Origin of the sequence: Actinomadura sp. NPDC048032 (genome assembly GCF_040653175.1) — a bacterium.
Taxonomy (GTDB): Bacteria; Actinomycetota; Actinomycetes; order Streptosporangiales; family Streptosporangiaceae; genus Spirillospora; species Spirillospora verrucosospora.
Map to the genome: position 1 here is coordinate 1 of NZ_JBEZJP010000116.1, position 20,426 is coordinate 20,426.

Consider the following 20,426-nt stretch of genomic DNA (forward strand, 5'->3'; position numbering starts at 1 on the left):
GGCATGCCCATAAAGGCTGTTTTCGCTGATCAGAGTGCGGAGAGGGCGATCGCCCGGGTTCGGCTCGTGTGTCAGTTTCCGGTGGCGCCGATCCGGGTGGGCGCGCTTCTCCGAGATCGGCGCGCGGCGCCGCCCGGGCGGTGGAAGGCCGAACCGCCGCCGTTCCGGATCGAACCGCGAGGAGCCGGATTCCGAGGCCGGTGAAAGCCTCGGAATCGGCGTCAGGCGGCGCTGGGAGACGCGGCGGGGCCGGCGAGGTCCTCGCCCACCTGGCGCAGGCCGTCGAGGTCGTGGACGTCCTCCGCCTGCGCCGGGACGGCCGTGACCGGCACGGTCGGGTGCGTGGACGCGAAGTGGTCGCGGAGGCGCTCCTCACGGGCCGCGAGCTGCAGGCGGTCGGTGTGCAGGCGCAGCAGGGCGGCGGTCAGCGCGTGCTCGCCGCGCTCGTCCAGCGTCTCGGCGGCGGCCTGGCTGCGGGCCGCGGACAGGACGTCGCCGGCGGACTCGTGGACGCGGTTGACCACGAGGCCGGCGAGCGGCATCCGCTCCTCGGCGAGGCGCTCGACGAAGTAGGACGCCTCGCGCAGGGCGTCGGGCTCGGGGGCGGCGACGACGAGGAACGCGGTGCCCGGGGTCTGCAGGAGCTTGAACGTCTTCTCGGCGCGCTCCCGGAAGCCGCCGAACATGGTGTCGAAGGCGGCGACGAACGTCTGCACGTCGCGCAGCAGCTGGACGCCGAGGACCTTGTTGATGACGCCGGTGAACACGCCGAACCCGGCGCTGATCACTTTGACGCCGAAGCGGCCGCCGGTCTTGGCCGGGGCGGCGAGGAGCTTCATGAAGCGGCCGTCGAGGAACCGGCCCATGCGCTCGGGGGCGTCCAGGAAGTCCAGCGCGTTCCGGGACGGCGGGGTGTCGACGATGATCAGGTCCCAGGCGCCGGAGCGGTGCAGCTGCCCGAGCTTCTCCATCGCCATGTACTCCTGCGTGCCCGACAGGCTGGACGACAGCGACTGGTAGAAGGGGTTGGCGAGGATCTGCTTGGCCCGGTCGGGGTCGGCGTGCGCCTCGACGATCTCGTCGAAGGTCCGCTTCATGTCGAGCATCATGGCGTGCAGCTCGCCGTCGCCGTCGATGTCGATCCGGCGGGGGTTGTTGTCGAGCTCGGACAGGCCCATCGACTGCGCGAGGCGGCGCGCCGGGTCGACGGTGAGGACCACGACGTCCCGGCCCCGCTCGGCGGCGCGGACGCCGAGCGCGGCGGCCGTGGTGGTCTTGCCGACCCCGCCCGACCCGCAGCACACGATGATCTTCGTGCGCGGGTCGTCGAGCAGCCCGTCGACGTCGAGCACCGGTGGGGTCCTGCTGGTCTGACTCATCGGTTCACCTCTGCCGGTCGGTCCCCGCCCGCGCGGGGGGTCAGCCTCACCCAGGAGACGCCGCGGCCGGGCGCGGTCATGCGGCGCCCTGGTCGCGGAGCGCGGCGGCCAGGTCGTAGAGGCCGGCCAGGTCCATCCCGTCGGAGAGCAGGGGGAGGGTGTAGCGGGGCCGGTCGACCGAGTCCAGGCGCTCCTTCTCGCGGCGCTGGAGGGCGGTGCGGCGGGCGTGGTCGGCGGCCTCCCCGGCGAGGACGGCGGCGATCGCCTCGGCGTCGTGCTCCAGGCCGGCGGCCTTCACGCCGCGGACGATCTCGTCGGTGTCCAGGGACCCGGCGGCGGCGACGGCGAGGTCGTCCTCGCTGAGGACGGGCTGGTGCTCCATGTTGACGATCACGCCGCCGACGGGGAGCCCGACCGCGGTGAGGTCACGGATGCCGTCCATCGTCTCCTGGACGGGCATCTCCTCCAGGAGCGTGACGAAGTGCACGGCGGTCTCGGGGCTGCGGACGACCTTCATCACGGTGTCGGCGTGGTTGCGGACGGGGCCGACCTTGGCGAGGCCGGAGACCTCGTCGTTGACGTTCAGGAACTTCGTGATGCGGCCCGTGGGCGGTGCGTCCATCACGACGGCGTCGTAGACGAACGAGCCGTCCTTCTTCTTGCGGCGCACCGATTCGGACGTCTTGCCGGTGAGGATGACGTCGCGCAGGCCGGGGGCGATGGTGGTGACGAAGTCGACGATGCCGAGCTTGGTCATCGCCTTCCCGGCGCGCTTGAGGTTGTAGAACATCTCGAGGTACTCGATGAGCGCCTCTTCGGTGTCGATGGCGAGCGCGTGGACGTCCCCGCCGTCCGGGGCGACGGCGACGCGGCGCTCCTCGTAGGGCAGCGGCGGGCAGTCGAAGAGCTGGGCGATGCCCTGGCGCCCCTCGACCTCGACGAGCAGCACCTTGCGGCCGCCTGCGGCCAGGGCAAGGGCGAGGGCGGCGGCGACGGTGGTCTTTCCCGTGCCGCCCTTGCCGGTGACCACATGGAGGCGTACGCCGTCCCAGTCGGTGTCTCTCGCGCTCACCCGATCGACCATATCGTTCGCTCGTCAAACACTTGAGAGGGCGGTCGCCCTCATGCAAGTGATCCCTGACACGGTTCCCCCGCCCTGACGCTGTCATTCGGCCTGCCCGCGCGGTTAGCTTGAAAACGTGAGCCGTGCTATGGACGGTTCCGTCCGGACCCTGACCGGTCCGGACGCCCGCCGGAGCTCCGGGGGCGCCTCCCGGGGCCCGGGCCCTCATGCGAAAGAGGTGCCGTGATGGAAGCGGTGGCCCTGATCATCGTGCTCGTCCTCGTCGTCGTCGGGCTGATCGTCCTGTCGTCGTCGATCAGGATCGTGCAGCAGTTCGAGCACGGGATCGTGTTCAGGTTCGGTCAGGTCCAGCGGAACGGGCAGCTGCGGCCCGGCGCGGTGCGCACGCCCGGCCTGACGGTGATTGTCCCGATCGCCGAGCGCATGCAGAAGGTCAGCCGGCAGACGATCACGATGGGGGTGCCCGGCCAGGACGGGATCACCCAGGACAACGTGAGCGTCCGCGTCGACGCGGTCGTCTACTTCCGGGTGATCGATCCGGTGAAGGCGATCGTGAACGTGCACAACTACGGGTACGCGGTCTCGCAGGTGGCGCAGACGTCGCTGCGGTCGGTGATCGGGCAGGCCGACATGCAGGAGCTGCTCGGCGAGCGCGAGAAGATCAACATGCGGCTGCGGGCGATCATCGACGAGATCACCGAGGGGCCGTGGGGCATCCTGATCGAGCGGGTCGAGATCAAGGACGTGTCGCTGCCGGAGGGCATGAAGCGGTCGATGGCCCGGCAGGCGGAGGCGGAGCGGGAGCGCCGCGCCCGCATCATCACCGCGGACGGCGAGTTCCAGGCGTCCAAGCGCCTCGCCGCCGCCGCGGAGATCATGTCGCAGGACCCGGCGGCCCTGCAGCTGCGCCTGCTGCAGACGGTCGTGGAGGTGTCCGCCGAGAAGAACAGCACGCTGGTCATGCCGCTGCCGGTGGAGATCCTGCGGTTCTTCGAGCGCGCCGCGGGCGGCGCGGCCTCACGTTCCGAGGACGGCGGCGAGGCCAGGCCCGACCTCGGCGAGCGGCTCGCCAAGGCCGAGGAGGAGCTGGCCAAGGCGGCCGAGCAGACGTCGTCGCTGGAGTCGGCCGAGGAGGTCCCGCCGGTCATCGGGCTGGACGAGCCCAAGCGCCGCGGGTCGGAGGTCGCCGCGCCGCCGGACGAGCAGCGGCGCGGCATCGGCGGTGGCGCGCGGGAGACCCCGGAGCAGCAGCCGCCCCGCTGACCCGCCGCTGTCACCGGGCCTGCGGCTGAGGCGTGGGCGTCACGGCGTCCGGCGCGATCTCGGGCATGGTCAGGCGCCGGACGCCCGGCACCGCGGCCGTGCCCAGGCAGGCGGCGCCGACCAGCGCGGCCGCCGTCCACAGCGGGACGGAGGGGCCCCACGCCGAGGCGGCCCACGGGGCGAGCGCGTAGCCGAGGGGCGCCGCGGCCAGCGACAGCAGCCAGTCGTAGGACGTCACCCGGGCCAGCGCGTGCGGCGGGATGCTCATCTGCACGACGGTCTCCCAGGTGGGGTTGAGGACGCCGAGGCCGGTGAGCGCCAGCCCGTACGCCGCGACGAGCAGGGGCGCGGGCGCGGCGGCCGCGAACAGGGCCAGGGGCAGCGCCAGCGCGGTCAGGCCCGCGTTCGCGACGAGGACGGGCCGGCGCGGACGGAAGCGGGCGGCCAGCAGCGCCCCGGCGAGGAGCCCGGCGGCGCCCGCCTGGACGGTCGCGATCCACACCCCCTCGCCGCCGAGCCGTTCGACGGCGAGGGCGGGCCCGAGGGTGAGCAGGACGGCGGACGTGCCGTTCCAGACGCCGTGCGCGATCAGGCTCGTCCAGTACCAGTCGCGCGAGCGGACCTCCGACCAGCCCTCCGCCAGGTCGGCCCGCAGCGAGCGCCGCGGGATGGGGACGTTCCGGACGCGCGCCAGGGCGAGGAGCGCCGCGCTCGCGGCGAACGACGCCGAGTCCAGCAGGAACGTCCAGCCGGGGCCGACGGTCAGCACGAGCGCGCCGGCGAGGGCGGGCCCGGCGAGGCGGGTGGCGCCGTTGGCGACGCCCATCAGGGAGTTGGCCTTCTGGAGTCCGGACGGCTCGACGGTGCCGGCGATCAGGGGCGAGACGGTCGGCGTCTGGAAGGCGGAGGCCGCGCCGCCGATCACCTGGGCGGCGGCGAGGTGCCACAGGCGCGGCTCGCCGTTCAGGAGTTCCAGGGCCGCGAACAGCTGCGCCGCGGCGCCGGCGAGGTCGGTGGCGAGGGCGACGCCCCGCGCGTCGAGGCGGTCGGCGAGCACGCCGCCGAGGGGCAGCAGGAGCAGGCGCGGCACCATCGCGCAGCCGAGCACGAGGGCGAGCGCGGACGTGGAGCCCGTGGCCCGCAGGACGGCGAGGGCGAGCGCGGCGGGGACGGCGGCGTCCCCGGTCAGGGACAGGACGCGGGCGGCGAACAGCAGCCGGAAGTCCCGGCCGCGCAGGGGGTGGGTCATGGCCGGACAATGTAGTTCGTTGACGAACTAATCGGCAACGAATTATTCCCCAACGAATCAAGCCACCCACTACGATCCCCGCATGGGAGACAGGGACCGGACCGACGAGCACGTGGAGCGGTGGGCGCCGATCGTGCCCGACCTCGATCCCGACATCGAGGGCGCCGTGACTCGGATGATCTTCTTCGTCAAGCACATCCGGCGGATGAAGGAGGAGCTCCTCGCCGCCTCCGGCCTGCAGCGGCACGAGTTCGACACGCTGCACGCGCTCGCCGGCCGGCACGGCACCGCGGCCCCCTCCCTCCTGGCCGCCGACCTCGCCATGCCCCCGAACTCGATCACCGGCCGGCTGGACGCGCTGGAGCGCCGCGGCTTCGTCCGCCGGTCCCCGTCCGCGACCGACCGCCGCCGGGTCGTCGTCGAGCTCACCCCCGCCGGACGCTCCGCCTGGCGCGACGCGATGGACGGCCTGGGCGTCGAGGAGACGCGCCTGCTCGCCGCCCTCGACCCCACCGAGCGCCGCACCCTCTCCGACCTCCTCCGCCGCGTCATGCTCCGCGCCGAAAACCCCGCCGACCCCCCGACCAGCCGTCCGGCCTAAAGTCAGTGGAGGCGTCTACTGGACGGAGAAGGGCCGCGCGTCCGTCGACGCCCCCCGACCAGCCCTCCGGTGTAAAGCCAGCGGAGGGTCCTACGGGGTGAGGACCAGGCGGCCACGTAGGGCGCCTGCTTCCAGGCGTTTGTGGGCCTTGGGGGCCTCGGTGAGGGGGAGGGTGTCGGCGACGCGGGGGGTGAGGCCGCCCTTGTCCGTGAGTGCGGCGAGCATGCCCAGCTGCGCGGCGTCCGCGCGTATCCACACGTTGTGGACGGTGGTTCCGCGCAGCGGGAGCGGGGTGGCCGGGCCGCCGTTGACCGCTGCGAACGTCCCGCCGTTCCGGACGGCGTCGAGGGCCGCGACCGAGAGGAGGGCGGCGTCCAGGGCGCCGTCCACACCGCCCGGTACGAGCGCGCGAACGGCGTCTCCCAGGTGCGCGCCGCGCGGAACGAACATCTCCGCGCCGAAGCCGCGCACCAGCGCCTCGTCGGACGCGGAGGCCGTGGCGACGACGCGCAGGCCGCGGTGGGCCGCCAGCTCCACCGCGTAGCCGCCGACGGCGCCCGCGGCTCCCGTGACGAGCAGCGTGGCACCCGGCGGCAGAGCGAGGAGGTCCAGGGCCTGCAGGGCGGTCAGCCCGTTCAGCGGGAGGGTCGACGCCTCGGCGGCCGGGACCGACCGCGGCGCGGGCGCGACGGCGTCAGCGTCCAGGACGATCGCGTCCGCGTAGGCGCCCAGCGGCACGTCGAGCCGGTCCTTCAGGCCGATGACCTCGTCGCCGGCGGCGATGCGGGTCACGCCCTCCCCGACCGCGTCGGCGGTGCCGGCGACGTCCCAGCCGATGCCGACCGCGGGCCGCGAACCGAACGGCGGCATCAGCCCGGCGCCGGCCAGCGCTCCGGAGCGGGTCGCGGCGTCGACCGGGTTGACCGCTGCCGCCGCCACCCGGATCCGCACCTGGCCGGGCCCCGGGACGGGAACCGGAACGTCGGCGAGCTCCAGCGCGTCGGGCCCGCCGGGTGTCCTCACGATGATCGCGCGCATGGCAGAACCTTCTGTACGAAGTGGGTGGGTGTGCGGGGTATCCCGCACCGGCAACTGTCGCCGGAACAGCCGCGGGCCGGAAGAAGTTACTTCGGAGTGCGTTCGGTACCCGGAGGTGAGCCCGCGGCATGGCCACGATGACGGCGGCGGAGCGTCGCGAGCAGGAGAAGGCGGCGTTCGAGGCTTACATGGACGGATGTCCCACTCATCAGCTGATGGGGATCATCGGCAACAAGTGGAGCATGCTGGTCCTCACGGAGCTGGCGCGCGGCACTCGCAGGTACGCCGAGGTCAGCAGAGCGCTCCCGGGCGTCAGCGCGAAGATGCTCACGCAGACGCTCCGCTCCCTTGAGCGAGACGGACTCGTGGCGCGCAGCGTGACCCCGTCCGTGCCCGTCCAGGTCGAGTACACCCTGACCCTGCTGGGCGAACGGATCGTGCCGCTGCTCACCTCCATCAAGGAGTGGGCCGGCCGCCACATCGACGAGATCAACGCGTCGCGCGAGCGGTACGACGGGACTCCCGAGCGCTGCGGGGACCCCGATCACACGGTGTGAGGCGCCCGGCGCGGCTCCGGGTACTCCCTCAGCTTGATCGCCGTGGCGGCCTGCGTGGTCAGCTTGTCGAGGAGCTTGATGAACGGGCCCGCGGTCAGCAGCCGGTAGACCGTCGTGCGGCGGCGCAGCGCGCGCTCGTTCTTCGGTGCGAAGAACGGCCCGACCCCGCCCGCGACCCGCTGGCACGCCGTCGTGAACTTCCTGATGCGCTCCTCGTAGGCGGGGAACGCGGCGCGGTGGTCGCCGTCCGCGGCGGCTAGCTCGCCCGCGAGGACGTAGGCGCACACGACCGCGAGGCCCGTCCCCATCCCGCCGCAGGTGGCGCCGTAGCCGGCGTCGCCGAGCAGGGCGACCCGCCCCTTCGTCCAGGCGTCCATCCGGACGATGCTGATCGAGTCGCAGTAGAAGTACGGGGCCTCCCACATGTCGCGCATCAGGGCGCCGGCGTGCCAGCCCATGCCGGCGAACCTCTCGGCCAGCGCCCGCTTCTGGGCCTCCTGGTCGCGGCGGTGCGGCTCCAGCTCGTCGTCGGCGAAGACGCACATGACGTTCGCGCCGGTTCCGCCGCGGGTCGGGTACACCGACACCCCGCGCCCCACCTCGCTGTAGAGCTTGCCGGTGCCGATGCCGAGCCGGTTCGGCGCCTCGAAGATCGCGACGTGGTAGCCCGAGTCCCGGACGAACCGCGACTCGTCGCCGAACGCGAGCCGCCGGACGTTCGAGTGCAGCCCGTCCGCGCCGACGACCAGGTCGAACGTGCGCGGAGCCCCGCGCTCGAAGGTGACGTGGACGCCGTCGGCCGTCTCGGTCATGGACGCGATCGAGTCGCCGAAGACGTACCTGGCGGAGTCCCGGGTCAGCTCGTACAGCAGCTCGGCGAGGTCGCCCCGGTGGATCTCCACGTCCCCGCCGGTGAACGAGTCGGGCAGGGCGACCCGCGTCCGTCCTTCGGCGTCGATCAGGTCGAGCGCGCCGCCGTGGGTCTGCCTTCGCCGGATCTCGGCCAGGACGCCCATCTTCTCCAGCACCCGCAGGTGCACCTCGCCGCGGAAGTCGACGGCCTGCCCGCCCGGCCGGATCGCCTCCGCCCGCTCCACGACGGTGACGTCGTACCCGTACCGCGCCAGCCAGTAGGCCAGGGACGGGCCCGCGATGCTCGCACCCGAGATCAGCACGCTCTTGCTCATCGTTCTCTCCGTTCGTCGCTGCCGTCGAACAAGAGATTCGCGACCCGCCCTGACCGACCCCGCACCACCGGCTGACCGCCTCCCCGCCGGTCCGTCAGCGCACCGGGGCGGGGGGCGGGTTCGAGCGGGGTCCGGGTATGGCGATCGCTAGGGTGAGGGCCATGAAGAAGTGGGAGTACGCGACCGTTCCGCTGCTGGTGCACGCGACCAAGCAGATCCTCGACAACTGGGGCCAGGACGGGTGGGAGCTCGTCACCGTCATGCCGGGGCCGAACCCCGAGAACCTCGTCGCCTACTTCAAGCGCGAGATCGAGTAGCGGCGCCCTGCCGGAACAGCCCCGTCGTAAGGACCTCAACGAGGAGGAATGGCGATGAGCACGCCTGAAGAGCGGATCCGCGAGCTCGGCATCGAGCTGCCGGAGGTCGTCCCGCCGGTCGCGTCCTACGTGCCGACGGCGCGGACGGGGTCGCTCGTCTACACCGCGGGCCAGATCCCCCTGGTCAAGGGCGAGCTGGGCGTCACCGGGAAGGTGGGCGCGGAGGTCAGCGCGGAGGAGGCGACCCGCCAGGCGCGGATCTGCGCGCTGAACGCGATCGCGGCGCTGAAGGCGGAGGTCGGCGAGCTGTCGCGGATCGTGCGGATCGTGAAGGTCGTCGGGTTCGTTGCCAGCGCGCCGGACTTCCACGGCCAGCCGCAGGTGATCAACGGGGCGAGCGACCTGCTGGCCGAGGTGTTCGGGGACGCGGGCCGGCACGCGCGCAGCGCCGTCGGCGTCGCCGTCCTGCCGCGCGACGTGCCCGTCGAGGTGGAGCTGATCGCCGAGGTGGCGTGAGCCTCCGGGCTTGACGGAACGCCATTCGGTATGTCCGAATGGCTCGCCATGGGGATCACCAACGGACTCAAGCTGCCCGAGTCGTTCCGGGGGCAGGTCGAGGACATCCTGGAAGGCCGGGCCGAGCCGGCGCCCGCCAAGGACGCGGCGACCGTGGTCGTGCTGCGCGACCACGACGAGCACGGGCTCCAGGCGTTCATGCTGCGCCGCGTCCGGTCGATGGCGTTCGCGCCCGGCGCCTACGTGTTCCCCGGCGGCTCGGTCGACCCGCGCGACGGGGAGGCGGCGCTGGCGTGGTCCGGGCCGTCCCCCGCCGAGTGGGGCCGGGCGTTCGGCGCCGACGAGACGCTGGCCCGCGAGCTGGTCTGCGCGGCGGTCCGGGAGACGTTCGAGGAGACGCTCGTGCTGCTCGCCGGCCCGACCGGGGAGACGGTCGTGGACGACACGCGCGGCGACGACTGGGAGGCCGACCGGCAGGCGCTGCTGGACCGCTCCCAGTCGTTCGGGGGGTTCCTCGACCGGCGCGGCCTCGTGCTGCGCTCCGACCTGCTGCGCCCGTGGGCGCACTGGATCACCCCGAAGATCGAGCGCAGGCGCTACGACACCCGGTTCTTCGTCGCCGCGATGCCGGCGGGGCAGCGGGCCAGGGACGTCAGCACCGAGGCCGACCAGGTCGCCTGGGTGAGCCCGGCGGAGGCGGCCGAGCGGGCGGCGCGCGGCGAGTGGACGATGCTGCCGCCGACCGTCGCGACGCTGGCGGAGCTCGCCGGGTTCGCCACGGTCGCCGACGTGCTCGCCGCGCGGCGCGAGATCGTCGTGCAGGAGCCGGTCGCCGAGATCATCGACGGCGACGCCTACCTCGTCCTGCCCGAGGGCGTCGCGCGGCACTACCCGCAGGGCTGAGGAGATGGCCCGCCGGGTGCCGCGGAGCCAGGCCGTCCTGTGGCGGCTGGCGGGCACGTCCGCGCTCCGGCGGCTGGAGCGCCTCGGCTGGAACCCGGCCCGCCACCCCGATCGCGCCTCGGGCAGGATGGGGGACATGACGGAGATCGACGGGATGGGTACCGAACGAGCCACCTGCGTGCTCGCCCCGAACCCGTCCGCCATGACCCTGGACGGCACCAACACCTGGATCATCGCGGAGCCCGGCGCCGCCGAGGCCGTCGTCGTCGACCCCGGGCCGAAGGACGGCGTGCACCTGCGGCGCGTCCTGGAGACGGTGGAGGCGCAGGGGCGGCGGGTCGGTCTCGTCCTGCTCACGCACGGGCATCCCGACCACTCGGCGGGCGCCGGGAAGTTCGCGAAGATGGCGGGAGGCGGGGTCGGGGTGCGGGCGCTGGACCCCCGGCACCGGCTCGGCGACGAGGGCCTCGCGGAGGGCGACGTCGTCACCACGGGCGGTCTGGAGCTGCGGATCATGGAGACGCCGGGGCACAGCGACGACTCGCTGACGTTCTGGCTTCCGGCCGACGGCGCCGTCCTCACCGGCGACACCGTCCTCGGGTACGGGACGACCGTGCTGGAGGGGAGGCTCGGCGACTACCTCGGGTCGCTCGACCGGCTCCGCCGGTTCTCCGCCGACCGGGGGGCCGCGACGATCCTCCCCGGTCACGGGCCCAAGCTGGACGACCCCGTCGCCGTCCTCGACCACTACATCGACCACCGCCGCGAGCGCCTCGCCCAGGTCGAGGCCGCCGTCGCGGCGGGCGCCCGCACGGCGCGGGAGGTCGTCGAGCGCGTCTACGCCGACGTGGACCGGTCGCTGTGGCCCGCGGCCGAGTGGTCGGTCCAGTCCCAGCTCGACTACCTCGCCGAGCGCGGGGCCGTCTGACCCCTCCCGCCCGCTTCGGGTCTCGCCTACTTCGAGCGCTTGCGGAGGCGCTCGATGTCGAGGATCACGACGGCGCGGGCCTCGATGCGCAGCCAGTTGCGCTGGGCGAAGTCGGCGAGGGCCTTGTTGACCGTCTCGCGGGACGCGCCGACGAGCTGCGCCAGTTCCTCCTGGGTGAGGTCGTGGTGGACGTGCAGGCCCGCCTCCGACGGCTGGCCGAAGCGCTCCGCGAGGTCGAGCAGCGCCTTGGCGACGCGCCCGGGCACGTCGGTGAAGACCAGGTCGGCCATCACGTCGTTGGTCTTGCGGAGCCGCTGCGCGAGCGCGCGGAGCAGCTGCACGGCGACCTCGGGGTGGCCGGTGAGCCAGGGCCGCAGGTCGTCGTGGCCCAGCCCGGCGAGGCGGCACTCGGTGACCGCGATGGCGCTCGCGGTGCGGGGGCGCGGGTCGAACAGCGACAGCTCGCCGAACATCTCGCTCGGGCCGAGCACGCTCAGCAGGTTCTCGCGCCCGTCCGGCGCCGTCCGGGTGAGCTTGATCTTTCCTTCGAGGACGACGTAGAGCCGGTCCCCGGTCTCGCCCTCGTTGAACAGCGTCTGTCCGCGGGCGAGACGCACCTCGGTCACGTTGGCGCGCAGCGCCTTGGCACCCTGCTCGTCGAGAGCCTCGAAGAGCGGGGCTCTGCTCAGAACGTCCACGTCGCGATCGGTCACGCTATTCCTCCTCGAACACCTACTTGCCTAGTGTGACGTACGTCCCACCGCGTACGTGAAGGCAGGGTCACGGCGCGCCGAAACGCGGGACCAGGGGTGATCCGTCCCGGGGGGCGGCCCCGGTCCCGTTCGCCCAGTGTACGGACCACCGGGTGAATGCCGTCACACCGGTCTCATCGCCCGTTACGGGATGGCCCGGGCAGGGAACCGGCCGTGCCTTAACCTGAGCGGATGCAGACGTCCGAGTCCGGGCCCACACCGCGCCGCCTCCCGAGGGGGCGCCACGCGCTGTCGCGCGCGGAGGTCGAGCGGGTGCACCGAGACCGGTTGTGCGGCGCCATGGCGCAGGCGATGGCGGAGAAAGGGTACGTCGGCACGTCGGTGGAGGACGTCCTGAAGCGGGCCCGGGTCTCCCGGCAGAGCTTCTACGCGCTGTTCTCGTCCAAGCTCGACTGCTTCATGGCCGCCTTCGACCAGGCGGGCCTGCTGCTGTTCCTCCAGTTGCAGGAGGCGATGCAGAGCGAGGGCGACGCGGCCGGACAGGGGACGGCGCAGGGCGAGGCCGACGCGGCCGAACGGTTCGAGCGCGTCTTCACCGCCTACCTGGAGGCGCTCGCGGCCGAACCCGCGTACGCGCGGCTGTTCCTGGTGGAGGTGTTCGCGGCGGGCCCGGAGGCCGTCCGGCGGCGGACGCGCGTCCAGCGCGACCTGGCGGCGAGCCTCGCCGACCTCATGGGCGTGACGGGCGACAGCGGCCGGTTCGCGTGCGAGGTCGTCGTGGCGGCGGTGAGTTCGATGGTGACCCCCGCCGTGGCGGCGGGCGACCTGGAGGCGCTGCGCGCCATCAGGGCCCCGGTCATCGAGCACGTGCGGCTCCTGCTGCGCTCGGGCGTCATGGACGGCTGATCCGCACCAGCGTGGTCGCGGCGCCGCGCGCGGGCGGGAGGGTGAGCGTGAGCCGCCCGGAGGGCCCGGCGGCGGTCCTGATGACCTTGTGCGTCCTCCCGCGCGCCACGTCGACGACGACGCGGGCGCCCGGACGGTAGGACGCGGGGGTCGTGACGGTGGCGGTCCCGGCGGCGCGCAGGGCGAAGCCCGTCGCGGAGGCGTCCGTCAGCGCGCTGAACTGCCGGGCCTCCGGCCGCTTGAGAGAGACCGTCCAGCCCCACTGCGTCCAGGCCGGGTCGACCGACCGGTAGGAGATCTTCGCGGGCGGGCGCGGCGGGGCGGCGAACGTCCGCGTCAGCGGGCCGATGTGCCGCCGCAGGTCGCGGGCCCAGTACGGGAAGGTGTGGGTGCCGAGCAGGCGGTCGTCGTAGTGGCTGGGGATCTCCAGTGCCTCCAGCCGCCGGTGGAAGCTGGCCGTCGAGGCGTGCGTGAGGGCCTCGATGCCGATCGCGGCCGGGTCCGGGACGGGCGGGTCGAGCGGACCCGGGACGCCGGCGGCGGTGTGGAGCGCGAGCCGCATCCCGCGCAGGTTGGGCGCGAGGGTCGCGGGGTCGTGGCCGCGCCAGTCGATCGCGTCGGCCAGCCGCGAGCCGAAGATCGCGTCGGGGTGCACGCCGTCGCCGACGGCCGCGACGTAGGAGACGACTCCGGCCGCGCCGACGGAGACGACCGGGTCGTAGGCGATGTCGGGCGCGCCCGAGAACGAGGCGGCGGACACGAAGAGCTCGGGGTGGCGGGCGGCGTAGCTCATCGCCCCGAATCCGCCCTGCGACAGGCCGGCGACGGCCCGGCCCTCCCGGCGGGGCACGGTGCGCAGGTTCCGGTCGATCCAGGGGATGAGCTGGGTGACGTGGAAGGTCTCCCACCTGGACGGCCCGAGTGCGGTGCGCGGGTCGGCCCAGTCGGTGTACCAGCCGCCGCCGTCGCCGTCGAAGCCCCCGTCCGGCATGACGGTGATCAGCGGCCGTCCGGTGGTGGTCCTCTCGGCGTCGCCGCGCTCGATCCAGTCGGAGGCGCGTCCGGACGTCCCGTGGAACAGGTAGAGGACGGGGAAGCGGGCGCCGGGACGCCGGTCGTAGCCGGTCGGCAGCAGGACGCGCACGTCCACGGCCCGTCCCAGCGCGGCAGTGCTGACGCGCAGCGCGTACTGGCGGTCGTCGACGCGCCGCACGTCCACGACATGGATGCCGCCGGAGTCGGTGAAGCGGACCGCTCCTCCGGCGGCCCGTCCGGCGGCGCGGGCGGGGACGGCGAGTCCCGTGGAGGCCGTGGCGAGGGTCAAGGTGATCGCGAGGACTCGGATGCGCAAGGGGGACCTCCTCGGACGTGCCGGTCAGCGGCCGCCGGCGGGGCGGCGGGGCCGGTCGGGCTGGACGCGCAGCGCGGTGATCACGGTCGCGAGCATCTCGTAGTGGGCGGCGAGCATGGTCAGCTCGACGCACTCGCCCTCGGTGAGGTGGGCGCGCAGCCGCGTCCAGGTCGCGTCGTCCAGGTCCCGCTCGGCGTGGAGGCGGTCGACGGCGGTGAGGACCGCCCGCTCGCGCGGCGTCCACCCGTCGGCGTCCGGGCCTGCCTTGAGACGCACCACGTCCGGCTCGCGCACGCCCGCGCGGCGCGCGAGCCGGACGTGGTGGCCGAACTCGTACTGGCAGTCGCGCAGATGGGCGACGCGCAGGATCACCAGTTCGGTCTCCCGGCGCGGGAGGGTGCCGCCGGGCATGAGCCGTCCGGCGAACCACAGCCAGCCGCGGAACAGTCCGCGGCGGCGCGCCAGGGTCAGGAGGAGGTTGGGCGGCCCGGTCCCGGCGGCCCGGCCCGCGGCGCGGCAGGCGAGCCAGTTGACCACTCCCACCTCGCGGACGCCGCCGGGCGTGGCGCGGGGGACCGTCACCGATCGGGGTCCGGCTGCGGCGTCGTCAGCTCCACCCGCTCGTTCCTGGCGATCTCCAGGATGTCGCGCAGCCCGCGCTGGACGAGGTGGTCGGCGACCGGCTGCACGGCCATCCGGACCGGCAGGACGGCGCCCACCCACCAGGGGGCGACGATCCGCCTGGACCGGCGGGCGATCCCGCGCTCCAGCGCGTCGATCCCGACCTTCAGCGGCGTGACGCCGAAGGCCAGGCCGGTCCGGGGCGACGCGTCCATCAGGGCGGACGCGGCCTCGGTGCCGAACCCGCGGCGCGTCATGTCGGTGTCGAGCTCGGCGAAGTACGCGACCCCGGCCTTCCCGCCCCACGGGCGCAGTTCGGCCCGGAGCGTGTTGCCCAGCGCCTCCACGGCGGCCTTGGACGCGCTGTAGGCGCCCAGCAGGGGCGCGTTGACGGCGGCGGCCAGGGACGACACCGCCAGCGCGTAGCCGCGTTCGTGGCTGAGGTGGGGTCCGGCGGCGCGGAGCGTGTTGTAGACGCCCAGCACGTTCACCCGCAGGCTCTGCTCCATGACGGAGGGGTCGCCGCCTATGACCGGCATCTGCGCGGCCACGCCCGCGTTGGCGACGACCACGTCCAGGCCGCCCAGTTCTCGTACGGCGCTCTCGACGACGTCCTCGACCGTGCCGCGGTCAGTGACGTCGCACGTCCACCAGAGGGCCGTCCCGCACCGGTCGGCGACGTCCGCGAGGAGGTCGGGCTCCAGGCCGGCGAGCGCCACGCGCGCGCCGTGCTCGTGCAGCCGGGCGGCGAGCGCCGCGCCGATGCCCCGCGCCGCGCCGGTGATCAGCACGCGCCGTCCGGCGAGGGTCGCCGTCCAGCGGGACGAGTCCAGGATCATGCGGCGACCATAACACTGGAGAACAGTCCTGTCTTTTTAAGATTGCCTACAAATCCCCGTAATCCGGGCGCGGGTCGGGTGTCTCCTCCTGCGGTGAGCAAGCGGTCTCCGAAGGTTGTGGTGAGATGCGTGCCTTGGGTTGGATGGCGTGGTGGTAGCGGGCGTGGGGACGCGGCCGGACGCCGACCTTCTGGCGGCCGCCGCGAAGGGCGACGACGAGGCCTCCGACGAGCTGTTCCGGCGGCACCACACGGCGGTCCTGCGGTACGCGCGCGGGCTGGTCCGCGACCAGCACCTCGCCGAGGACCTGACGAGCGAGGCCTTCACGCGCACGTTCGCGGCGATGCGCCAGGGCGGCGGGCCCCGCGACGCGTGCAGGCCCTACCTCTACACCGTCGTGCGGAACACGGCCACGGACTGGGCGCGCGGCGCCCGCCGCACCGTCGTGACCGACGAGGTCGCCGAGTGGGCCTCGGACTCCGAGGACGAGCCGCCCGACGTCGACGAGCTCGACGCGCTCGTCCGCGCCTTCCGGTCGCTGCCCGAACGGTGGCAGACCGTCCTCTGGTACACGGTCATCGAGGAGGAGCCCGTCGGGCAGGTCGCGGAGCTGCTCGGCATGGAGAAGGGCGCGGTCTCCCAGCTCGCGTTCCGGGCGCGCGAAGGGCTCCGGCAGGCGTTCCTCGTCGCAGGCTCCGGGGGACGTCCGGAATGTGCGGAGTTCACCGCCCAGCTCGCGGCGAGCGTCCGCCGCCCCGGCCGCCGCCGCAGCCGCGCCCTGCGCCGGCACCTGGAGTCCTGCGAGGAGTGCAGGCGGGCCTCCAAGGAGATGACCGACCTCAACGGGCGGTTGCGGCGCGCTCTGCCGATCGGCGCCGTCCTGCTGGGAGCGCCGTCGGCGCCGCTCGGCTCCCTCGCTCCGGCGGCGTCCCTGCCCGGCTGGTCCCTTCCGGCCGCGGTGGCCGGCGGCGTCGCCACCGGCATCGCGATCATCCTGTTCACCACGGTCGGCGGCGGTCCGGGCGAGGACCCGCGCGCCGCCCCGCCGCCCGCGACGCCCACCCCGGCGAGTTCGGCTCCGGCGGACGTCGCCCCGCCCGACTACACCGTCGGCACCCGCTCCCCCGAAAGCGGCGGCCGGGTCCCCGGCGGCGCCGGCGGCGATGGCACGGCGTCCGGCGCGGGTCCCTTCCGCGTGCGGAACACGACGCTCCAGTCGTGCCTGGCGCCCAGCGGGACGTCGGTCGTGCAGCGCTCCTGCACCGACTCGGCGACCGGGTGGAAGCGCAAGAACACCGGTGGCGGCTTCACGCTGACGAGCAGCTCCACCGGGCGATGCCTGAGCCGCGGGACGCCCGCCGCGGGCGTCCCCTGGGAGGGCGGAAGCGAATACACGGTCGTCATGGCCCCCTGCGGGGGCGCGAACCAGGTCTGGAAGCTCGTCCGGTTCGCGCCGTCCGTCTACCGGCTGGCCAACGGCGACGGCTACTACCTCCAGGCGAGCTGGTCGGGCCTGAAACCGGTGACGCTGAAGCCGTCCTCCTATGCGGGCATGGCGGCTCAAGGCTGGGCCGTCGAAGCCGCAGGCTGACCCCATCGGCGGTCACCCGTAGCCCAGGCTGTCGCGCGCGGCGGACGGTTCGGCGCCGGCCTCGGCGTTGAGGGCGAGCCACGCGCGCAGCGCCATGTGGAGCTCCAGCCGGTCCGACGTCGCGTGAACGGCGTCCCCGAACAGGTCGTCTAGCTGCCGCAGCCGGTACCGGACGGTCTGCGGGTGCAGGTGCAGGTGACCGGACACCTCCGTGGCGTTGAACCCGTGCTCCAGGCAGGCCAGCAGCGTCTCCACGAGCCGGTAGCGCTGGGCCGGACGCGCGTTCAGCAGTGGGGCGAGCCGGCGCGCGATCACCTTCTCCACCAGCGCCCGCTCCCGCATCATCACCAGGATCGGCATGTGCCGCTCGGCCGGGATGGGCGCCGCGCCGCCGATCAGGCCCTGGCGGGCCAGCGCCAGGGCCTCGCGCGCCAGCCGCAGGGACGTCGCGACGTCGCCGATCCCGACCGCCGGGCCGATCGCGGCCGTCCAGCCGTGCAGCTGCCGCTCCAGCATCCGCGCGCGGCCGGGGCCCTCTGGGTCCGGGACGATCAGGCAGGGCTCCCCCAGGTGCAGGCCCGGCAGGACGTCCGGGGGCAGCGACGGGTGCCGGGCGTCGGGGCCGTCCTCGCGGAGGGCGACGACCGCTAACGTGCGCGGCAGCGCCCAGTCCGCCTCGCGCGCCGCCCCCCTGAGGTCCGCCGCGGAGGCGCCGTTCAGCAGCAGGTCGAGCAGGTGCCGCCGGCGGTCCCGGAGCGCTCCCGCCGCCCGCGCGGCGGCGTCCGCGTGGCCCTCGGCGACGATCGCCGCCAGCTGGTTCAGGTAGTCGAGCGCCGCGTTGGCGATGGCCGCGATGATCGCCGGACTCGTCCGGTAGCCCATCCGCTCGGCGTGATCGGTGAGCCGCTCGACGGCCAGGCCCGTCCCGATCCGCGTCGCCGCCTGCCAGGAGTCCAGCGTCCGCCCCTCGCTGGCCTCGCCGACGCCGATCTGCCGCCAGAACTCCACGACGTCGGCCGACGGGGCGGCGGGATCGGCCATCAGATCCAGGAAGTGCCCGATGGCGCACTCCGTGCCCAGCTGCACCGCCTTGGCGTAGCGGGGATCGTGCGGCCGGACGAACTCCGGCAGCCGCCTCTCGATCCGGCGCACCGCCTCCGACGCGATGCCGGGAACGTGCTCGCGAAGGTCACCCGCGATCCGGGCGGCGCCCTCGAACGACAGGTCGAGCTCGATCCGGCGCACCGGAAGGCGGACCACCTGGCTGAGGTCGGACATGAGATCTCCTTCGGGGAACGTCGTGCCCGGAGAGACGGCCCGCCCCCGCGCCGATTACGCGGATCGGCGCGACTTTCTCGTTCGGCCGGAACCGGGCCGCGAGGCTTTAGGCTGGCCGGTATGGCGACGGAGGCGTCCCCGAAGGCGCGGGCTCGGAAGTGGAAGGACGAGACGAGGCTGGGGCTGGTGCGGCGGGCGCGCCGGATCAACCGGATCCTGGCCGAGACGTACCCTGACGCCCACTGCGAGCTGAACTTCGGCACCCCGTTCCAGCTGCTGGTCGCGACCGTTCTCTCGGCGCAGACCACCGACATGCGGGTGAACCTGACCACGCCCGCGCTGTTCGCCAAGTACCCCACCCCGGAGGACCTGGCCGCCGCCGACCCCGAGGACGTCGAGGCGATCCTGAAGCCCACCGGGTTCTTCCGCGCCAAGACCAAGTCGGTCATGGGGCTGTCGGCCGCGCTCCGCGACCGGTTCGACGGCGAGGTCCCCGGGCGCCTCGAAGACCTCGTCAAGCTGCCCGGCGTCGGACGCAAGACGGCCAACGTCGTCCTCGGCAACGCGTTCGACGTCCCCGGCATCACCGTCGACACCCACTTCGGCCGCCTGGCCCGGCGCTTCGGCTGGACGACCGAAGACGACCCCGTGAAGGTGGAAGAGGAGATCGGCTCCCTCGTCCCGCGCAAGGACTGGACGATGCTGTCCCACCGGCTGATCTGGCACGGCCGCCGGATCTGCCACGCGCGCCGCCCCGCCTGCGGCGCCTGCCCGGTGGCGCGGCTCTGCCCGTCCTTCGGCGAGGGGCCGGTGGACGAGGAGACGGCGCGCAAGCTCGTCAAGCCCGGACCGTTCTCGTGAGCGGTTCTCCCGGCCGTCCCGGGAAGGAACGGGAACGTTTCGGAGTTGGGATCCACGTGACCGACGCCACCCCCGACTGCCCCGCCTGGCTCGACCGCTTCCGCTCGGAGGCGCCGAGACTGCCCGTGCCGCCCGTGTTCCGGCCCGCTCCCGCCGCCCGCGCCGCCGCCGTCCTGATCCTGTTCGGGGACGGTCCGAGCGGCCCGGACGTCCTGCTCACCGAGCGCGCCGCCACCCTCAACAAGCACGCCGGGCAGCCCGCCTTCCCCGGCGGCCGCATCGACCCCGGCGACGACGGCCCGGTCGCGGCGGCGCTGCGCGAGGCGTGGGAGGAGGCCGGCGTCGAGCCGTCCGGCGTGGACGTGCTGTGCACGCTGCCGGAGCTGTACCTGTCGCACAGCGAGCACCGGGTCACGCCTGTCGCCGGCTGGTGGCGCGAGCCGTCGGAGGTCGCGCCCGGCCATCCCGGGGAGGTCGCGACGGTCGCGCGGGTCCCGATCAGCGAGCTGGTCGACCCGGCGAACCGGCTGATGGTGAGGCACCCCTCCGGGATCAGGGTCGGCCCCGCGTTCCAGGTCCGGGACATGCTCGTGTGGGGGTTCACGGCGGCGATCCTGACCCAGGTGCTGGGCGCGGGCGGCTGGGACCGGCCGTGGGACACCTCCCGCGTCGAGGACCTGCCCGAGGACGTCGTGAACCTCGCCGCCCGCGACCGAGGCGCCCGTGACCGAGGGGTGGACGTCGCCGCGCGCGACTGAACGGTGAACCTCGCCTTACGCGGCCGAGGCGTCTCGTCGTTTCCCACGAAAACGCCCACCCGCGCGGCGGAGGCTCGTGCGCAGGTCAGGTGGCAGTTCGCGGTGGACACGGCCGTCGCCGCTGTCCCGCGTCACCCTCGGCGGCTATCCGGCACGCCCCAAACTGGTCCATCGAGGGGACGTGAAGCAGCGGCGCGGCCCTATACGGTGAAGCGGTGCTGCACGACCACATTCTCGACCTGATCCTGCTCGTGCTCGTCGTGCTGTTCGGAGTCTCGGGCTACCGGCAGGGCTTCATCGTGAGCCTGCTGAGCTTCGTCGGCTTCGTCGGCGGCGGCGTCATCGGGGTCCTGATCGCGCCGCCGATCGCCGAGGCCGCGGTGGACGGCGCGGCGCAGCAGGCGCTGCTCGCCATCGTGGTCGCGTTCCTGTCCGCCACCCTCGGCCAGCTCGTCGCCTCGTCCGTCGGCGCCGTCCTGCGCAACC

The 20,426-nt window shown here is 73.7% G+C and carries 22 protein-coding genes; 12 read left to right on the forward strand and 10 right to left on the reverse strand.

The genetic code is table 11. The features are described 5' to 3' along the window. Positions 1-221: 221 nt before the first annotated feature. Both AB0C69_RS17725 and AB0C69_RS17730 read right to left on the reverse strand, forming a co-directional pair. Positions 222-1,379, reverse strand: a complete 1,158-nt coding sequence (locus AB0C69_RS17725) for an ArsA family ATPase (protein ID WP_345178934.1) — start codon at positions 1,377-1,379, stop codon at positions 222-224. A 76-nt stretch (positions 1,380-1,455) separates the two neighbouring features. Further along, positions 1,456-2,451, reverse strand: coding sequence for an ArsA-related P-loop ATPase (locus AB0C69_RS17730; RefSeq protein ID WP_345178936.1), 996 nt, complete (start codon positions 2,449-2,451; stop codon positions 1,456-1,458). Positions 2,452-2,688: 237 nt separating this feature from the next. On the opposite strand from AB0C69_RS17730, the gene AB0C69_RS17735 reads away from it, so the two are divergent. Beyond that, the gene (locus AB0C69_RS17735) at positions 2,689-3,726 is read left to right on the forward strand and encodes a slipin family protein (protein WP_360354578.1); all 1,038 of its coding nucleotides are present in this window, start codon (positions 2,689-2,691) and stop codon (positions 3,724-3,726) included. Between the two features lie 10 nt (positions 3,727-3,736). Here the strand turns inward: AB0C69_RS17735 and AB0C69_RS17740 are convergent, their stop codons facing one another. Next, on the reverse strand, positions 3,737-4,975 hold the full coding sequence (locus AB0C69_RS17740; RefSeq protein WP_360354581.1) for an MFS transporter: 1,239 nt from the start codon (positions 4,973-4,975) through the stop codon (positions 3,737-3,739). Between the two features lie 82 nt (positions 4,976-5,057). Here AB0C69_RS17740 and AB0C69_RS17745 point away from each other — a divergent pair, with 82 nt between their 5' ends. Continuing rightward, the gene (locus AB0C69_RS17745) at positions 5,058-5,576 is read left to right on the forward strand and encodes a MarR family transcriptional regulator (protein WP_360354584.1); all 519 of its coding nucleotides are present in this window, start codon (positions 5,058-5,060) and stop codon (positions 5,574-5,576) included. A 90-nt stretch (positions 5,577-5,666) separates the two neighbouring features. On the opposite strand, the gene AB0C69_RS17750 is transcribed toward AB0C69_RS17745, so the two are convergent. Then, complete coding sequence (locus AB0C69_RS17750; RefSeq protein ID WP_360354586.1) at positions 5,667-6,614, reverse strand: NADP-dependent oxidoreductase; 948 nt, start codon at positions 6,612-6,614, stop codon at positions 5,667-5,669. A gap of 128 nt (positions 6,615-6,742) precedes the next feature. Here AB0C69_RS17750 and AB0C69_RS17755 point away from each other — a divergent pair, with 128 nt between their 5' ends. After that, on the forward strand, positions 6,743-7,171 hold the full coding sequence (locus AB0C69_RS17755) for a helix-turn-helix domain-containing protein (RefSeq protein ID WP_360354589.1): 429 nt from the start codon (positions 6,743-6,745) through the stop codon (positions 7,169-7,171). Here the strand turns inward: AB0C69_RS17755 and AB0C69_RS17760 are convergent. Continuing rightward, positions 7,159-8,358 carry an FAD-dependent monooxygenase gene (locus tag AB0C69_RS17760; RefSeq protein WP_360354592.1) on the reverse strand — a complete coding sequence of 400 codons (1,200 nt, stop codon included), beginning with the start codon at positions 8,356-8,358 and terminating at the stop codon, positions 7,159-7,161. The two genes, AB0C69_RS17755 and AB0C69_RS17760, sit on opposite strands and share 13 nt — an antisense overlap. Positions 8,359-8,519: 161 nt before the next feature. Here AB0C69_RS17760 and AB0C69_RS17765 point away from each other — a divergent pair, with 161 nt between their 5' ends. From AB0C69_RS17765 to AB0C69_RS17780, 4 genes are read left to right on the forward strand one after another with little or no spacing between them, the layout of a single operon-like run. Next, complete coding sequence (locus AB0C69_RS17765) at positions 8,520-8,675, forward strand: DUF4177 domain-containing protein (RefSeq protein ID WP_345178951.1); 156 nt, start codon at positions 8,520-8,522, stop codon at positions 8,673-8,675. Between the two features lie 54 nt (positions 8,676-8,729). Next, the gene (locus AB0C69_RS17770) at positions 8,730-9,191 is read left to right on the forward strand and encodes a RidA family protein (protein ID WP_345178953.1); all 462 of its coding nucleotides are present in this window, start codon (positions 8,730-8,732) and stop codon (positions 9,189-9,191) included. A gap of 48 nt (positions 9,192-9,239) precedes the next feature. Beyond that, a complete protein-coding gene (locus tag AB0C69_RS17775; RefSeq protein WP_360354621.1) occupies positions 9,240-10,094 on the forward strand; it encodes an NUDIX hydrolase in 855 nt (284 codons plus the stop codon). Between the two features lie 4 nt (positions 10,095-10,098). After that, a complete protein-coding gene (locus tag AB0C69_RS17780; RefSeq protein ID WP_360354595.1) occupies positions 10,099-11,022 on the forward strand; it encodes an MBL fold metallo-hydrolase in 924 nt (307 codons plus the stop codon). A gap of 26 nt (positions 11,023-11,048) precedes the next feature. On the opposite strand, the gene AB0C69_RS17785 is transcribed toward AB0C69_RS17780, so the two are convergent. Next, complete coding sequence (locus tag AB0C69_RS17785; protein ID WP_067483689.1) at positions 11,049-11,735, reverse strand: Crp/Fnr family transcriptional regulator; 687 nt, start codon at positions 11,733-11,735, stop codon at positions 11,049-11,051. 231 nt (positions 11,736-11,966) lie between these two features. On the opposite strand from AB0C69_RS17785, the gene AB0C69_RS17790 reads away from it, so the two are divergent. Beyond that, complete coding sequence (locus AB0C69_RS17790) at positions 11,967-12,641, forward strand: helix-turn-helix domain-containing protein (RefSeq protein ID WP_360354598.1); 675 nt, start codon at positions 11,967-11,969, stop codon at positions 12,639-12,641. Here AB0C69_RS17790 and AB0C69_RS17795 read toward each other — a convergent pair. The 3 genes from AB0C69_RS17795 to AB0C69_RS17805 are packed head-to-tail and all read right to left on the reverse strand — an operon-like array spanning position 12,628 to position 15,452. Further along, positions 12,628-13,992 carry an alpha/beta hydrolase family protein gene (locus AB0C69_RS17795; RefSeq protein WP_360354601.1) on the reverse strand — a complete coding sequence of 455 codons (1,365 nt, stop codon included), beginning with the start codon at positions 13,990-13,992 and terminating at the stop codon, positions 12,628-12,630. The two genes, AB0C69_RS17790 and AB0C69_RS17795, sit on opposite strands and share 14 nt — an antisense overlap. Before the next feature lie 24 nt (positions 13,993-14,016). Then, positions 14,017-14,574: a carboxymuconolactone decarboxylase family protein gene (locus AB0C69_RS17800; protein ID WP_360354604.1), complete on the reverse strand. Its 558-nt coding sequence runs from the start codon at positions 14,572-14,574 to the stop codon at positions 14,017-14,019. Continuing rightward, the gene (locus tag AB0C69_RS17805) at positions 14,571-15,452 is read right to left on the reverse strand and encodes an SDR family NAD(P)-dependent oxidoreductase (RefSeq protein ID WP_360354607.1); all 882 of its coding nucleotides are present in this window, start codon (positions 15,450-15,452) and stop codon (positions 14,571-14,573) included. Before AB0C69_RS17805 ends, AB0C69_RS17800 begins: the two co-directional genes overlap by 4 nt. A gap of 148 nt (positions 15,453-15,600) precedes the next feature. Here AB0C69_RS17805 and AB0C69_RS17810 point away from each other — a divergent pair, with 148 nt between their 5' ends. Further along, complete coding sequence (locus AB0C69_RS17810) at positions 15,601-17,043, forward strand: sigma-70 family RNA polymerase sigma factor (RefSeq protein ID WP_360354609.1); 1,443 nt, start codon at positions 15,601-15,603, stop codon at positions 17,041-17,043. 12 nt (positions 17,044-17,055) lie between these two features. On the opposite strand, the gene AB0C69_RS17815 is transcribed toward AB0C69_RS17810, so the two are convergent. After that, positions 17,056-18,321, reverse strand: coding sequence for a helix-turn-helix domain-containing protein (locus tag AB0C69_RS17815; RefSeq protein WP_360354612.1), 1,266 nt, complete (start codon positions 18,319-18,321; stop codon positions 17,056-17,058). A 120-nt stretch (positions 18,322-18,441) separates the two neighbouring features. Here AB0C69_RS17815 and nth point away from each other — a divergent pair, with 120 nt between their 5' ends. The 3 genes from nth to AB0C69_RS17830 all read left to right on the forward strand — a co-directional run. Next, positions 18,442-19,182, forward strand: coding sequence for an endonuclease III (gene nth, locus AB0C69_RS17820; RefSeq protein WP_345178966.1), 741 nt, complete (start codon positions 18,442-18,444; stop codon positions 19,180-19,182). A 56-nt stretch (positions 19,183-19,238) separates the two neighbouring features. Then, complete coding sequence (locus tag AB0C69_RS17825) at positions 19,239-19,940, forward strand: CoA pyrophosphatase (RefSeq protein WP_360354615.1); 702 nt, start codon at positions 19,239-19,241, stop codon at positions 19,938-19,940. A 215-nt stretch (positions 19,941-20,155) separates the two neighbouring features. After that, positions 20,156-20,426, forward strand: a 271-nt coding sequence (locus AB0C69_RS17830) for a CvpA family protein (RefSeq protein ID WP_360354618.1), incomplete at its 3' end; no start/stop codon positions are given.